Source organism: Bremerella cremea (assembly GCF_039541315.1).
In the GTDB taxonomy this organism is placed as follows: Bacteria; Planctomycetota; Planctomycetia; order Pirellulales; family Pirellulaceae; genus Bremerella; species Bremerella cremea.
On record NZ_BAABFZ010000009.1, the window covers coordinates 161,802 to 176,521 of the forward strand.

The window sequence follows — 14,720 nt, forward strand, 5'->3', positions numbered from 1 at the left end:
CACGATGACCGAAGACCAGTTCTGGCAGATCATCGAGACATCTCGAGCAGCGGCTTTGGAAGAACAGGGAGAGACTTACTCGGAAGACGACCTGTTTGATGCACACCTGGCGACGCTGCAGGGGGAGCTATCGAAGCTGAGCGGCGTGGAGCTGGGGGCGTTTATCACGTTGTTTCAGCAGAAAAAGATCGATGCGTATCGCTGGGATTTGTGGGGCGTGACGTATTGGTTGTTTGGTGGCTGCGGCGACGATAGCTTCAGCGACTTCCGGAGCAATTTGATCAGCCTGGGGCGAAGCGTTTTCGAGACTGCGATTTCCAACCCGGACCAACTGGCCGCGACGATGCAGCGGGAAGACTTGCCGTATATGCTGAGCGAAGGTTTCCAGAACGTTGCATTCGACGTGGCGGAAGAGCAGGGGGTTTCGGAAGAGGGACTAGCGTTCCCGCGTTACCCGAGCGACCCGGCCGGCGAAGATTTCGACTTTGACGACCACGCCGAGATGGCACGCCGCTATCCTCAATTGCTCGCCGCGTTCCCTGATTCTGGCGAACTTGGCTAGTCGATTCTTTGAGGAGCAGACTGCTCGGCCACGAACACCGACGTATCAGGTGCTTTGCCAGAGTAGTACGAAACGTAGTGCTTTCGCCCGATCGCCGTGGCGTTGGCGTTGCCCGAGTCCCAGGCAATCGTGCTGCCAATGGCAATCACCTTCGACCCAGGCCAGCTTAGCGGCTGATCGAACACTTTCTGCGGATCGACCACGCGACAACGGACCAGGCCTGTGCCACGTTCGTAGTAATAGTTGCTCACCAGGCCGGTGTCGGCATCGAAGATCAAGCTGGGGGTCGACGCGGAGATATCGCTGATGTTGGTCGAGCTTCGCTTCCAGGTCTTGCCTGAATCAGTCGACGTCAGTTGATACTGGCTGCGGGCACTTTCGGTCCGGCCGATTCCCAGAATCTTGCCATCGCCCAGGTAAACGGCGGCCGGCTCGGTCGGCCACTCTTCGTGCGTCAGGCCAGACTCGATCGTTGTCTGCGTCCATGTTTCGCCATCGTCGGTACTGGTCAGCGTTCCCCAGGCATGGCTGTTGTCCTTCTTGTAATTGCCGGCGAACCAAAGCGACATCAGGCCAACCTCCGGCACGTGGAAGATGTCGGTCACTTGCATCGGCTGCACTTCCATCTTCGGCGTCGCGATTCGCTCGAACGTGATGCCATCGGTGGTGCGATACAGATCGTGATTCCAGTCTTTCCCAATTCGGCGAACCCACAGCAGCATCGCTCCCTGGGAATCGAGCCCTTTGCCAACCGTCACCTCGCCATAGCCTGGTGTATCGGCGACCACCGTTTCCTCGGTCCAGGTCTGACCACCATCTTTCGAAGTGCGGGCGAAAACCGCGCGGGCATCTTCGCCAATCGAATGAGCCGATCCGCGGCTGTAGGTGCAGACCAGCTTATTGCCGATGGCCTGAGTCATCGGCCACGAGTTGTAGCCAGGCACATCTTGCACGAGGTGAGCTTTGCCTGGAGCATACAGCGGCGTGACCTTCACCAGAGCCAGCCCAGTCGGCCGCGTGAAGGTGTCTTCCGGCATTGCTGGTTCGCGTTGGATGCGGACGGTGATCGGAGCGTCCGGCACGATCGGGTAATACGATTCGAGCAAGATCGTCCGCGTATAGAGCGGTCCGGCCGGCAAGGCCGTTTGCACCGGCTTCCCCAGCCGATACCGCGACGTGAAGGGTTCGCCATCGACCATCTGCGAAAGATGAACGCGATAGACATCCGCGAACTGTGGGCTGGTCGCTTCGTCGTTGCTGGTCACGACGATTTCAACTTTCACCGCCGCGTATTCGCGGGGGAAACCGCCGACAACGCCAGAGACCGATTGCCCTGCGGTTCCGCCGGAGAGAGACCAGACCGGGATATGGGTCGACACGTGCGACATCAACACGAGCGACGGTTTGCCGGTCGCGATGGAAAGTTCGTTCGCCGACAACGTGACCGGTGCCGGGCTGCTTTCCGCCCAGTCGCCGGCCCAAGCCGTCGCTTCCAGAACAAGCACCACACCGATCGCTAACCAACTGACACGCATAAGTTCCGCCCCTTCGTTTCCGAGTGGAATAACACTATTCTTATGTTCTAAGGGCATTGATACATGGTTTCAACTCGATAATACCTCGTGTGGCGGCCAAGATAGAACTGGGCGATGAATGACTCGACCGACTCTTACGACGACGACCTTGAACTAACTTCTTATATCTGGCGACACTACGCGTCGCTGCTAACCGATGTCGAACGAAAGGCGAACAGGGCGATCCTGGCGGAACAGAAGGCGGAAGCTGCGGACCCGTCCATGGCGAATCTTCTCAGAACTCGCTGGGGAAGTCTCAATGATCCCGAGGTAATTGCGGCGCTGCGCGAAGGCCCAGAGACCTTTCGGCGCCGCGTCTCCGAGCGAATCGTGCGTGACTTCCCTGAGCAGATATTCATCAATCGCTGCCCCGCATGCCAGCGCATTGTTCGAACGCCCAAAGCGCAGCAGTGTCTCTGGTGTGGCAAAGACTGGCACGACAATTCTACGTCGTAGATCGAAAACCCAATCAGTCTTGGTAGGGTGCGTCTTGACGCACCAGCCCCAGGGATGTGATTCCCTGAATGAGCAAGGCCGGTGCGTCGAGACGCACCCTACGGGACGATGTACCGACGAAGTACTACGTTCCTTCGCTCCACTTGAGCGACTCTTGGATCGCGGTGGCAGTTTGTGGGTCGGTTTTCCAGCGGCCGAGCAAACTAAGATTGTTGCGATCTTCCAGGAAGTGTTCGAGGAAACCGTTCTCGATGCAAAGCTGCGTTTCAGCCGAGCCGCGCAGGTAGAGTTGCCGCAGCCTTTCGAGCGTCTCTGGCACGAGCGTTTGTTCTTCGCCAGGCTGAAGTTGCCAATGCCGCATCATGCCCAGCAGATCATGCATGGCCAAATAAGGCGACAAGACGTACTCGTCCAGCTCTGGCTTTTGCTCGACGCATAGCAGCAAATAGGTGACAATTGCCCGGCGGCAATCCATCCAGTCAGGCTTTGGGAAGATGCGATTGGGATGTCGCGTGACCACTTCGCGCAGCAGTCCTAGCACTAACAGGTTATTCGACTCCATCGCGGCATGCACATCGCGCAGCGGAATCGTCTCGTTCGACTCCAAGTGCCGCACTAACAACGTCGCGTCGACCACGTTCTTCTCCCATTTCCCCGCCCATGGTTGTTGTTGGCATTAATATAGAAAGGGATAACGGCGCGCTCGATAGATGCGTGATAGAATTCCTGAAATATCGTCCCATGGCCACATTATGGTCACCGATTGATAACCGATTGCCGCATTCTGTAACACTGGGCAAGTCTCACGTCGGGGCACACAACTCGAAAGTCACCATGCAATCAATGATCGAGCGCGTGCGAGCGCATCTGAGCACGCTGGGAATCACGCTTCAGTTTGAAGCCAATCCGCCCGCCACTCAGGCCGACGTCGACGAAGCGCAAGAGCGACTACAGCTTTCGTTGCCGGCATCCTACGTTTCGTTCGTAACGCAGTTCGCCAATGGCTTCGACCTGGCGTGGACTTCGCCCAAAGACAAAGTGTTTGGCACGTTCACGATGGAACCAATCGCGTCGTCGGTCGAAGGCTTGCTGGGCATGCGTGACTGGCGACTTTATAGCGAGAAGGCGGCCCGCCAATATGGCTTCCCTTACACCGACGACCCTGAGCTGGCCATGCGAACCAACGCGCGGATGCACCACTGGCTACCGCTGGTTCGCATCGCCAACGGCGATTTCCTGTCGATCGATCTGAACGAAGACCACTTTGGCCAAGCCATCTTCGACAAGCATGACTGGCTCGACGGTGGAAGCGGCGACAACGGTAGCCCGCTCGCCGATGACTGGCCCACCTTCTTCGAAGCCTGGTCCCGCGTCTGCTTTGTCCACCCCAAGAGCTACTATTGGCCGAACATACTCCAAGACACCGGCGTCGAGTGGAGTTCACCTGAGTTTTTAAATCGCTTTCGATTGGGTAAGGACTCTATTCGATGAATGAAGATTTCAATCCGAGCGGTGTTTCTCTTTTGATCACCTGGCTGACGCGCAAGTATGGTCTCACTGAAAGTTCCGCGCCGATCTTCCATTTAGTCGTAGCCAACGAGCGAAAAGAGGATGACCTGCCTAAAGATTGGCCGACCGATAACGACCTGGCATTTTTGCGGGCCCTGTTTACGGATTGCCGTCCCGATGAGCTCACATATTTGCTGCTAAAACTGCCCTATCAGCAACTGCCCGCCAGCTTCTTTCAGCAGACGATCGCTGCGTTGCTGGATGTCGAAACATCGTTAGCGAACCCTGATTTGATGGGGCTCGCTGCAAATTACCTGGCGACCCATTGGAATGCGTTTCAGCTTCCGACCGAACCCGTTCGCCGGTTGGTTGAGTCGACCGACTTCAACCAACGTCTCGCAGGACTGAACGCGCTTGCCCATACCAATGTGCCGCTTGCCGACACGTTGACAATCATCAAACCCTATCTCCTTGAGGAGGAAGAGCAAGAGTTCTGGGCAGGCATGGCGAACCTGCTGAGAATCCTAGAGAACTGGCAATCAATCCCCACCTCGGCGGAAGCCGTCGATCGGTTGCCCGAAATACGTTCCACCCTTAGGGCGATTTCGAGAGAAGATTCCCTCGCCCAAGTAGCCAGCGCGACAGACTACCGCGTGGCATTGATTGATAAGATATTGGCGGAGAATGCAACTTAGAGTTAGCCGATGGGTTTCTAATCCGCTGTAGTTTTACAAGATCTACCTACCACTAACATATTGCTACATTTGCGCATTCTTAAATGGGCATTTTTCTAGCATTACTAGGTAGCTTTCTATGGGAATACCGTTAACAATGGCCCCTCACCGAGGCGGACAACAATGTTATTATCACCATGGAGCCAACAGTGGACCCGAACAATTTTGAATCCCAAACCCAGGACATCCGCCGCGAATTAGCCTACCTGTCAGGTAAATTGGACGGCGCCAATCTAATCCAGCGAATTGACGCTTTGGAGACCGAACTGCGAAACCTTCGTAGTTTCGCACGGGCAGCAACTGGAGCTATCACCGTCTGTGGCATCGTCATTGTGTTGGTATTTGGAGCATCCGCAGCACAGATGCCGCGCGAAATCCTCGAGAAAACAAAGAAGGATATCGGGATTGCTACTATCGAGACCGCCAAACTAGACGCTGAAATGGCGCTAAATGCAATCAAAGGAATCCGCGAGGATGCCGCCAAAGCCTTGAGTGACATGGAAAATGGAAAGGTTGCCAGGTTAGAGCAACTTCAGCTCGCCGATGAAGATGGTCATGTCGTGGAACTGACGGCCAAGTCAATCCAGCAACTCGAAAATCTAAAGTTCCTCGGCGTACACTTTGATGAGCGTCAAGATCAGGGCAAAAAGCGTCTCGAATTGAAAACCAATTACCTGATGTTTGATGAAAACAACTCAATAGGAATCCACGCGCGCCATTCGAACGATGATCCCAAAGGCAACATCACAGAACGCTTTAGGATTCAAACAAAGGGTGCGGCCTACGATTTCTGGAACAAACTCGATCCAGGACATGGATTTCATCTGGTAGATGGCAACGGCGCAAACACTGTCCAACGCGTTACCGAGACTGGCGTCGTTAAAAAATAGCCCATCTGACGTTAGTCCAACGGCCACTCATTAACTGCATACGATGTCAACCTCTGGCCACCAATTCCATTTTTTCGCTACGCCTTGTAATTGGTGGCAGTACCAAAGGTTTGCTCGTATCACAAAGTAATTTGCGTTCTCGATTCCACCGCCCATCAAGCCCAAGGGCAGGGTGGTGCAGTTTCTGTTGGCTCAGGTAAGATCTTGACTGTGCCCGGTATTCTTGGCGCTGCATGGCAAAACGTTTGGCGACTGCCGGGTGACGACGCTTCGACGGGCCGTTGATGGTCGGCCGATTGGTTTGTTGGGGTTTTCGGGATGAGTTATCGGATTGCGGTCTATCGGACAGGGCGGCTTTCTTCGCGGGCGTTTGAAATGCGCGTCGCGGGGCAAGAGCCGTTTCCGTGCGAGTTACATCAAGGCCTGTTCTGCTGGGAAGCGGGATCGTTGATGGGGCTCGAAGTTCGCAACGGCATCTTGCGTGACCTGCGTAGCAAGAAGGCGATGCTGACCTACAAAGGCGACTCCTTGACCGGTTCACGATACGAACTTGGCTCGGAAACGATCTTCTGCCAGGCACCTTCCTATCGCAAGCTGGTGGCGCGACTCGGTAAGCGGAAGCTGTTTCAAGTTCACTACCGCTTCTTTGCCCGCAACCAACCCTGGTGCGAAGCAGTCGTCTCGCAGCACTTACCCAGCAGCATCCCGATCGCCATCATCTTGCACTCGTTCTACACGCACTAGCACGGCGCGATGGTGACATGCCATTTTGCAGTTGATAGCCAAGGCTGTCGTTCATGCCGGTCTGACCTGTCTGCGGTGTCTGCAGAACCTGGATCGTTTCCGGCGAGACGGGCGACGCTTCACCTGACATGCGCGGGGTGTTATGCTGGCGGGAACGATTCAGGAACGAAGAAGTGGGCAGGCAGGAACGGACCATTGAACGACGACGCGACGCTCTGGCAGATTAACATTCCGGTCACCTACGATTACGCTCAGCTCTATCGCTATTACGAAGATCCGGAAGGAACCGAGTGCGAAGAGTGCGGGGCGATGCTGACCATCACGCACGACCGCTTCGAGGCGGAGTGGTCGGACGGGAGCGATCAGATTGGTGACTTTGTTTCCTCAATCGGCGATGTGGTTGTCCGGGCCGATATCGCTGCCGAGCTGTTGAAGAAGTTTCGCGGCGCGACGACGCAGCCCGTCGAGCTGGCCGACCATCCCAGCTTATACCGACCCAAGCCACCGAAGCAAAGCCGGGTGAAGCGTGTCTGGCTGCCGTACGAAGGACCTGAACTGGTCTGGCTGAAGCCCTCGCATTCGGTCCCGCTGCTCGACCAATCGACGGTCGAAATCGACGAGACCTGCGACTCTTGCGGCACGATCGTGTACGAACAGTTCCTTGGCGTCGAAGAGTACAACGGAGTGCAGCATACACCGCGTGATCCAGATGGCGGCCTGTTCATCTCGGCGAAAGCGGTAGGCAAGCATGACCTGTTCGGGGTCGAATGCACCGGCTTGTTTCTCGTGACCACCAAGTTCAAACAGCACATCGAGAAACAAGGCTACACGAACATTCGCTTCTTGAATTTCGGCACGCTGGTCGGCTAACCGCGCGATTCGTTCAGCCAGTTGGCAAGCCGGTGGGTCGTTTTGATGGCGTTGTTGCGCGTGAGATAATAGCTTTGGAAGACCATCTCCCAGCGGTCTTCCGGAGCGATGTGGATCAAAACCTGAACGCGGCGATCGTCTGCGCCGCCGCGGCCTTCTCCCTCGCGAACGAGGATGGCATCGACGTGCGCGGCATCGATGATTTCTCCCTCGTCGGGATCAACCGCCGCTGGATCGCGAGCCAAAATCAAACGATATGGATGATAGCGGAAGGTCCACTTCAGGTTCAGTGCCGCCAGAAACAGCAAGACAATCGCGAAAGCGATCTGAAATTCAATCGGCTGCCAGAACAGAAACAGCGAGGCGATCACGCCGGTCATGACCAGGCTGGCGATGTGTCCGCGCCGCCAATGCTTCTCTGCGAAGGTAAAGGCCTGGATCTTCGGCTGGAGCGTGGCGACTGTCCAGCGGCCTCGCAGTTCCGAGCTTTGCGGCGCATGCTCGGGCCCAGCATGCCAGGCAACCAGGTGCCCCTCTTTCAGACCGTAAACTTTGACCGGTTCGACCACGCGTCGGTTTCCTTACTCCATGGATGGGGCCGGTGTTCACGCCGATCGAAAACGAGCTGGCATCGCTACCTTGCCGTTCGACCTCACCGCCTGAATGCCCTGGTCGCAAGCGGTTACCAGGAATGAGTATCGTAGCATGGACTGCCCGCTAGCGAACAAGCCCTGGTCACGCTGCGCATGGAATCGCCCGGGCCACGTTGGTATCATTGCGCCCGTCATACGAGTCTAAGTCCCATTTTTTCGCACTTCCAAAACCCCGCATCATGCAACAGATTCCGTGGGATACCTTCCGCGACACTTTGTTCCGTCAGCTTGGCTTGAAGCTGCATGACGTGGATCAACTGATCCACGATGTCGAGCAGAGCGACCAATATCGCTGGCAAAGGATCGAAGGCTTCGAGTCGCGGTCCGATGCCGAATTGATCACTCAGTTACATTGGCTCCCCGTCGGCGACCTGCTGGTGATTACCGACAACAGCTACCGCGAGCCAGGCGGTCCTTTTGTGGTGAAGGACCGAGAACCGCTCGTCCAGTTTTCCGAGCGGTATCAGCAAGCGCACGACGGCGAATATCTTTTCAACGGCGACGTGCTGATCTTCCATTTCGCCTTCCGTTATGTCGGCATCTTTCACCATGAAGGGGTCCTCAGCGAAGCGATCTTTTCGCCACGTCCCGCTACCGAGTGACCTTTCCAGACGCGTTCTACCTTAAGCCATACAAACTGGCGGCATAGGTCGGGCTGATCGGTTTGGGCGCATTCGTTTCGCACAAGATGGCGGCGTAACTGCTGATGTCAACCTGATCGGCGATGTCGTCTTCGTGCCCGGTCCAGCCGAGCAGTTCTTGCTCGTATGGCAGCAGCCATTGATTGTTGTGCTTCGGCAGAAAGATCTCGCCGCGTGAAAGCTTGTTCTGCAAGGCGTACGAACGTTCGACCTTGCCCGGCACGCCTCCCCGCGACAAACCAGTCGCCGGCGAGATCAAACGCGTCGGCACCTGATCGCGAATGATGTTCTCGACCGCCTGACCATGATGGGCGTTCTCGAGGTACAAAATCGGGACGTTCCACTGCTGACAGATCCGCACGACATTCTCGCAAAGCGGAACGAACTCGACCCGATCGCGCCACACATGACGCAGGAACAACGCATTGCCCAGATTCGGGGCAAAGTCCCAGATGCCGAGCGCCGAGAAACTGCCTGGCTTTCCCTTGCGCTGGCTCGTCTTATCCTTCGTGCCGCCTGCCGTGTCGAGAACCGCGAAGCGTGTGCAGTCGCGTTCATGCACGGTGCCCAGCAGCGTACCGTCCGACTGCATCGCGCTGAGAGCCCCTTCCTGCTGGGTGTAGTAGCGAAACCAGTCGCCTCGCAGAATCGCTTCTTCGCGGACCGACCAGTCCCCATGGATAAGCCGCTGACGTGTGACCGGCGGAAGATGCGACAATCGGGCCACGTACGCTTCGGCATCGATGGCGGGATTATCGTGCAGCAGCGCCGGGACGAACGCGCGATCTTTTCGCTGGGCGTCGTTGAAAAAGACCTGCCTGGTACTTCCTTCGGCGGTCGCCTTCAAGATCTTGGGACTGATGAAACGATTCTTCACCCAAGCATGCCCGGTGCCACCAGGGTTCGAGGCACTTCGCATGCGGACCGGAACGTTCAGTCCGCGTGTCTTTCGTAGTCGCGAGAACATGAACAAATACGGGTTCGATTCGTCGTCGGCCAGGCGAAACTCGGTCAGTTCGTCCCAGCCGATAAACTGAAACTCGGTGGAAGCATATCGATACCGATCGTCCGGGGAATCAATGTAACCAAACTGCAGCGTCGCGCCGCTGGGAAAGCTCCAGGTCTTACGCTGCTCGTTCCAGCGGGCATCGCTGCTGGTCAGCCACTGCTTCGCCCGATCCATGATCGAACCGGGCAAAGCGAGCCGGGCAAAGTCGCGTCGCAACAACAGCGCCGCGTACCCGGGCACATGCACGTATTGCAGCGCCGCCATCAACAACGCTTCGGTCTTACCAGGTCCGGCCCCGCCACCGTAGAAGGCCTCCTGGCAGTTAAGTTCCAAAAAGGTTCGCTGCTTGGCGAACGGCTGGTGCGGGGCGTAACTACGAGGGGTCGTCTGCTGCTGGTCCATCTCCAACAGCGTCAATAGTTGTGGTGTCAGCTTCCCCGCACATTTCAACTGCCGCAATAAGCTGAGCCTCAATAAGAGCTGCTCGTTGGTCAGGTGGGAATACGGAGAGGACATGTTCGACCTGTTTCGGTTGGGTTTCAATGGGAAGCTTGGCGGCCTGGATCAGCACGCGGAGGATCGCGGTGTAATCATTCACCTTTCCTTTCTCCGCGGCCTGGCGAGCCAACTCCGGGGCAAGCCGCACGATCTCGACCACTTCTTCCTGCGGTATGCAGCCGAGCGAAAGCAATCGCACCACGGCCGGGCTTTCGGCTAGCCGGTTCGATATGGCGTCGGTGCTCGACTCGTCTTGCGATAGCAGCGTCATCAATAGCGTCGACGCGGTCGGTTTCGACTGCTCGGCACTGCCGCGGCTGGCATCCGACTCGGCGACATGCCCCACTGGAATGACTTTCGTGAGATGGTTTTCAGATAAAGGCATGGGGTGACCTAGGCAGGGTAATCAGCTTTGGGGACCGGCGTCAGTTCCACCAGCATGCGAATCGGAAAGTCGCTGCCGCCGGTCGGAACGCACCACACCACCGCCGGATAGCGAAACGTCTCGTCCAGCAACGCACTGCCAGGCAGCGTGACGCTCAGGTTGTACCCCACGCCATCGGCTGTCCATTCCGGGCCTTGCTGTAGCGCGTTGGCAAACGTGTCGGACAGGTTCAGCTCGGCATTGTGAACAACGCTCTCATCCGGGCCGAAGATCTGGAGGTAAGCCTTCGACAGCGTCTCCGGCGTCACTGGAATGTTGTCAGCATCGGTGACCCGGGCCCGAACGACCGTGTCGACACCGACCAACGCACGAACATGAAACGATTCGATCGAACAACTCATCGGTTTTCCTTTTTCAAGTGGAGAAAGGGATTGGCCAGCCACGCGCTGGTTAGCACGTCGACGCTTGCGACACGGGTACCGATCCGGCGAACGACGCCGAACTGGAAACGAGCGCAATCACGCTCGCCGCTTTCGACCGCTGTACGCTGGCACCTTGCGCGGAGGCTTGCTTCGTGTCGCAGCGTTGCTGCGTGATCGATTGCGGCTTGGGGATCATGGCGACGACCTGTTTTTGTGGGAAGAGAGCGAACTGAAGCCGGTCAACACGCAACACGACCCGAACCAATGGTTCTCCGAGTTGCACGCGGACGCCCGGCATGGCGATTTCGATCGCGGCCACGCTCATGGTTACCCTGCTGCCAGCACCAATCGCCGCTGGCTCGCACGCGAGTCGTTGGCTACACCATCCTGCATTCATACCGCCACCGCTCGACAGCAACGGCGACGATATCTGTTGCCGGACGAGTCCTTTTCCGCTGGAAGCCTTCTGCGGAAAGCCTTGCACATCGAGTCGGCTCGCCCCCAGGCAGGGACCGGAAAGCATGGGCATGTTACGCTCCTTCGTCTGGCAGAGGTTCGCCCACCACAAACGAAACATTGCCCGCCGCGATCGCCGCTCGGTAGGCAAGCCAGAGGCCTCGTTGCGATTGATAGGCGTGGCCCATTTCGATCGCCAACAGCTTGAGCTGCGCGGCGGTGGGATCGGCTCCCTCAACGACGATCGGTTCGCCATGCCGATCGACCCAGCCTGGAATCAGGTCGGTCGGTGCTATGAGTCCGAGCGTTAGCGATTCGTTCAGCAGGGCGATCCCCTGACTAACCACCTGGCGATCGACTTCCGACCAGCCGATCTCGACGCCGATTGACGTGACGACGTAACCTTCGATCAGCGTTGTTTTCCACCACGCATCGACTTCGAACTGCTTCTGCTGCCCGGCAGACCAGGCTGCCTGCAACGAATCGGATCGGACGTATCCTTCCGGCAGCGGGTCGGTCACGGGCTGGGCCCCGAAGAAGGTCACGCAACGATTGCCATCGTGAAGCGGGGCCCATGACACGGCGTTTCCATCGACAATTTTGGCGATACCATTAGACATGACCCGCTTCTCCGATAGGGCATTGAAAGCCGCGTGAAATGAGTTGCAACGCGTCCCAGGTCGACGCGACGTCGCACTGCAGGAAGATATTTCCGTCGTCGTTCGTGACGATGTCGAACTCGACGTATTCGTTCGCGCCCTGGCGAGTGTGAATCGAAACGGTGTTCGTCCCGCCTGACTCACTGCGAATGTAAGCCCACGTGTACTTAGCGGCGGTCAGCGTGCGGAACAGCATCTTGGCCTGCACGCTGAGGGGCGGCGCCCAGACCCGGGCCGTGGTCTCGCTGGTGTCGTTCACGTTGGTCGAGAGAGCGAACATCTCCCCTTCGTAGAAGAACCAATCGCCCCGCTGCTGAAACATGTCCCACTGGCCGCCACCGGTCGCGTTGGTTCGCATTGCCCCGACAATCTGCCAATCGCTCCAGCTGGCTGGCTTGCCGAGCGAAGTCGATAGTCCAGCGACGATATTTCCGGCGGCGTGCCCCAGCAGCACGTAGTACCAGGTGTTGGTCGCCCGAAGTGAACCGTTCACCAGATCGCTACTTACGGCCAAATCGAGCGTGATGTCAGTGTCGACGGTTAGTCTTGCCGACAGATCGTGGTTGTGAATCGAGCCAGTTTGAATCGTCAGCTCGGTCGCCGAAGCCCTCTGGAGTTGCAGCCCCACGGCGCCTACCGCGACTGGCAGCGTTTCCAGTTCGTCGAGTCGCGACACGATTGCGACCAGTTCGTTCGTGTTGTTGATCAGAAACGTATTGAACGCCGATGAATTGACTTTCGAGGCGACCGTAGTTTCCAGCGTCGTGATTCGGTCGAGCATGGCTTGAAAGTCACTAGCCGCAATATCCCCGACAGCGACCCGAACCGCGTTGCCAGATAGATTTAGTAGAGAGCCCGTTGACGACTTCACAAGGTTGCGCGTCAATGTTCCGGAGGCATAGTTATAAACGCCTCGGCTATGTTCCCACGCAGTTCCATCCCGCAGGACGACGTTGAAAGTCTTGCCGTTCTGGCTACTCCCCAGCGAGTTGTAGCCTGGCACCGCCGTACCGAGCACAATCGTTCCGCTGCCGGTCGTCGCAGTGAAATAGCAGCCAAGATCGAAGTAGGTGGTTGCCATTGCTTAACCTCCTTGCGATTGGATGATCAGCACACCAGCAGCGTCGAAGACCACTTCGAGCGGACCGTTGTTCAGATAGGCAAGCGCCGGCGGCGTGGCCTGGGTGGAGACGCGGGCCGTGCGCACCGATTCGCAGCGAGCTCCTGCGTTAGCCGCCGCGCTAAGGCCTGGCGCGGCAAGCGCGATCGAACGCGATCCTTTCAACGCGGCGCTGGCCAGCGAACCGGTCGCGCCGCTACCCAGGTCGATTACCGCGCCGCTGGGCAGGTCTTCGACTAGCGGTTCGATCCACAGCAACGTGCTGCCTGCGGCGACGTCCGCGGCCAGCACTAGCGGGATCGAACCATTATCAAACGCGATTAGCGAACGATCTTCGTCGTCGCTCCCTTCGCGAAAGAGGACCAGTGCGTAGATATTCTCCCCTGAAGCCAACACGCCGAAGTCGAGATCGGCGGCATCGAACCGGGCTTCCCCGGCAATGGTATCGATCACGGGCGATCCGACCACGAGCGGCTTTCGGGCATAGCCAGCCACGTCGACTTCCATCGCGCCGGCATCCCACAAATCGGCGACCGAACTATGTTGCGGATCGAAGGAGATTTCGTCGGCCGGGTCGGGCGAAGTGGTTCGTAAGAGCAGACACGCCAACGAATCGCTTTGCCAATCGAACCCTGCCAGCCCGCTGGGATATAGTCGCATCGAAGAACATCGCCTCGCAGTAAGAACTTCACGTTTCAGAGTTTCACACAGCACGGCGTTGTAGAAATCGATGCTCCTCTGTCCAGATCATTCGAGCGAACGCGAAGAGCCACGACGGGCCTGATGCGAAAGAGAGGAACGGTTTACAATGCGGCCTGACACTTCCGTATGAACACGACTTCGGCCAGCGAATCTTGAAGGAAACCCCATGACCAGCCAGCGAGAATTGATGTTAGCAGGCGAGTTGTACGACGCATCCGACGCCGATCTGGTTGCGGCACGCGAGAAAGCGCACGACTTGTGCTTTGCCTTGAATGCGACACGCGATGCCGAAAAAGAAGCCCGGACCGAGCTGATTGCTCAGCTTTTGGGGGCTTCACCGGAAGGGCTGACCATCCAGCCGCCGTTTCAATGCGACTACGGCGTAAACATTCAGCTCGGGCGGAACTGCTACTTCAACTTCAACTGCGTCGTGCTTGATGTTTGCCAGGTCACGATTGGCGACCATTGCCTCTTCGGCCCTGGCGTGCAGATCTATACGGCCACGCATCCGCTGGATGTCGTCACGCGGCGGAGGCTGGAGAATGGCAAGCCGATTGTCATTGGCGACGACGTATGGATCGGCGGCTCGGCGATAATTTGCCCTGGCGTGACGATTGGATCGGGCAGTGTGATCGGCGCCGGCAGCGTTGTGACGCGCGACATTCCGGCGAACGTCTTCGCGGCGGGCAACCCTTGCCGCGTGATACGTCCGCTCGAATCTTAGACTTCACCGCTGCGCGACTCACCTCTCTCTGGGCGAATACTCTCGTTCGCCCGTTGCATCCGACGGCTGCTTTCTAGCGGTTTCTCTCTGCGTTCCTCGTGCGCTATCGCCG

General features: G+C 57.5%; 19 protein-coding genes. 9 read left to right on the forward strand and 10 right to left on the reverse strand.

The features are described from left to right. The first annotated feature begins 4 nt into the window (after positions 1 to 4). A complete protein-coding gene (locus tag ABD890_RS24090) occupies positions 5 to 562 on the forward strand; it encodes a DUF4240 domain-containing protein (RefSeq protein WP_345095415.1) in 558 nt (185 codons plus the stop codon). Here the strand turns inward: ABD890_RS24090 and ABD890_RS24095 are convergent. Further along, the gene (locus ABD890_RS24095) at positions 559 to 2,097 is read right to left on the reverse strand and encodes a sialidase family protein (RefSeq protein WP_345095417.1); all 1,539 of its coding nucleotides are present in this window, start codon (positions 2,095 to 2,097) and stop codon (positions 559 to 561) included. The two genes, ABD890_RS24090 and ABD890_RS24095, sit on opposite strands and share 4 nt — an antisense overlap. Before the next feature lie 114 nt (positions 2,098 to 2,211). Between ABD890_RS24095 and ABD890_RS24100 the strand changes: the two genes are divergently transcribed. Next, positions 2,212 to 2,592 carry a hypothetical protein gene (locus ABD890_RS24100; protein WP_345095419.1) on the forward strand — a complete coding sequence of 127 codons (381 nt, stop codon included), beginning with the start codon at positions 2,212 to 2,214 and terminating at the stop codon, positions 2,590 to 2,592. A gap of 124 nt (positions 2,593 to 2,716) precedes the next feature. On the opposite strand, the gene ABD890_RS24105 is transcribed toward ABD890_RS24100, so the two are convergent. Continuing rightward, complete coding sequence (locus tag ABD890_RS24105) at positions 2,717 to 3,229, reverse strand: hypothetical protein (protein WP_345095420.1); 513 nt, start codon at positions 3,227 to 3,229, stop codon at positions 2,717 to 2,719. Positions 3,230 to 3,426: 197 nt separating this feature from the next. Here ABD890_RS24105 and ABD890_RS24110 point away from each other — a divergent pair, with 197 nt between their 5' ends. The 5 genes from ABD890_RS24110 (at position 3,427) to ABD890_RS24130 (ending at position 7,339) form a co-directional block, all read left to right on the forward strand. Further along, positions 3,427 to 4,083 carry an SMI1/KNR4 family protein gene (locus tag ABD890_RS24110; RefSeq protein ID WP_345095423.1) on the forward strand — a complete coding sequence of 219 codons (657 nt, stop codon included), beginning with the start codon at positions 3,427 to 3,429 and terminating at the stop codon, positions 4,081 to 4,083. After that, positions 4,080 to 4,796: a hypothetical protein gene (locus ABD890_RS24115; protein ID WP_345095424.1), complete on the forward strand. Its 717-nt coding sequence runs from the start codon at positions 4,080 to 4,082 to the stop codon at positions 4,794 to 4,796. The genes ABD890_RS24110 and ABD890_RS24115 overlap by 4 nt, the downstream gene beginning before the upstream one ends. A 188-nt stretch (positions 4,797 to 4,984) precedes the next feature. Next, a complete protein-coding gene (locus tag ABD890_RS24120; protein ID WP_345095426.1) occupies positions 4,985 to 5,725 on the forward strand; it encodes a hypothetical protein in 741 nt (246 codons plus the stop codon). Between the two features lie 318 nt (positions 5,726 to 6,043). After that, positions 6,044 to 6,469 carry a hypothetical protein gene (locus ABD890_RS24125; RefSeq protein ID WP_345095428.1) on the forward strand — a complete coding sequence of 142 codons (426 nt, stop codon included), beginning with the start codon at positions 6,044 to 6,046 and terminating at the stop codon, positions 6,467 to 6,469. Between the two features lie 195 nt (positions 6,470 to 6,664). Further along, positions 6,665 to 7,339, forward strand: coding sequence for a hypothetical protein (locus ABD890_RS24130; RefSeq protein ID WP_345095430.1), 675 nt, complete (start codon positions 6,665 to 6,667; stop codon positions 7,337 to 7,339). On the opposite strand, the gene ABD890_RS24135 is transcribed toward ABD890_RS24130, so the two are convergent. Continuing rightward, positions 7,336 to 7,908 (reverse strand): hypothetical protein, encoded by a 573-nt coding sequence (locus tag ABD890_RS24135; RefSeq protein WP_345095432.1) that lies wholly within the window; start codon positions 7,906 to 7,908, stop codon positions 7,336 to 7,338. The two genes, ABD890_RS24130 and ABD890_RS24135, sit on opposite strands and share 4 nt — an antisense overlap. 263 nt (positions 7,909 to 8,171) lie before the next feature. Here ABD890_RS24135 and ABD890_RS24140 point away from each other — a divergent pair, with 263 nt between their 5' ends. Further along, entirely contained in the window at positions 8,172 to 8,594 is a 423-nt protein-coding gene (locus tag ABD890_RS24140) for a hypothetical protein (protein ID WP_345095434.1), read from the forward strand. A 16-nt stretch (positions 8,595 to 8,610) separates the two neighbouring features. Here ABD890_RS24140 and ABD890_RS24145 read toward each other — a convergent pair whose 3' ends face one another. The 7 genes from ABD890_RS24145 to ABD890_RS24175 are packed head-to-tail and all read right to left on the reverse strand — an operon-like array spanning position 8,611 to position 13,842. After that, the gene (locus ABD890_RS24145; RefSeq protein ID WP_345095436.1) at positions 8,611 to 10,044 is read right to left on the reverse strand and encodes a hypothetical protein; all 1,434 of its coding nucleotides are present in this window, start codon (positions 10,042 to 10,044) and stop codon (positions 8,611 to 8,613) included. Further along, a complete protein-coding gene (locus ABD890_RS24150; RefSeq protein ID WP_345095438.1) occupies positions 10,016 to 10,525 on the reverse strand; it encodes a hypothetical protein in 510 nt (169 codons plus the stop codon). Before ABD890_RS24150 ends, ABD890_RS24145 begins: the two co-directional genes overlap by 29 nt. 8 nt (positions 10,526 to 10,533) lie before the next feature. After that, positions 10,534 to 10,926 carry a hypothetical protein gene (locus tag ABD890_RS24155; RefSeq protein ID WP_345095440.1) on the reverse strand — a complete coding sequence of 131 codons (393 nt, stop codon included), beginning with the start codon at positions 10,924 to 10,926 and terminating at the stop codon, positions 10,534 to 10,536. A gap of 49 nt (positions 10,927 to 10,975) precedes the next feature. Next, positions 10,976 to 11,476, reverse strand: coding sequence for a hypothetical protein (locus ABD890_RS24160; protein WP_345095442.1), 501 nt, complete (start codon positions 11,474 to 11,476; stop codon positions 10,976 to 10,978). Position 11,477: 1 nt separating this feature from the next. Continuing rightward, positions 11,478 to 12,023, reverse strand: coding sequence for a hypothetical protein (locus tag ABD890_RS24165; RefSeq protein ID WP_345095444.1), 546 nt, complete (start codon positions 12,021 to 12,023; stop codon positions 11,478 to 11,480). Continuing rightward, complete coding sequence (locus ABD890_RS24170) at positions 12,016 to 13,143, reverse strand: hypothetical protein (protein ID WP_345095446.1); 1,128 nt, start codon at positions 13,141 to 13,143, stop codon at positions 12,016 to 12,018. The genes ABD890_RS24165 and ABD890_RS24170 overlap by 8 nt, the downstream gene beginning before the upstream one ends. A 3-nt stretch (positions 13,144 to 13,146) precedes the next feature. Further along, entirely contained in the window at positions 13,147 to 13,842 is a 696-nt protein-coding gene (locus tag ABD890_RS24175; RefSeq protein WP_345095447.1) for a hypothetical protein, read from the reverse strand. Positions 13,843 to 14,050: 208 nt separating this feature from the next. Between ABD890_RS24175 and ABD890_RS24180 the strand changes: the two genes are divergently transcribed. After that, positions 14,051 to 14,608, forward strand: coding sequence for a sugar O-acetyltransferase (locus ABD890_RS24180; protein WP_345095449.1), 558 nt, complete (start codon positions 14,051 to 14,053; stop codon positions 14,606 to 14,608). Positions 14,609 to 14,720 lie beyond the last annotated feature (112 nt).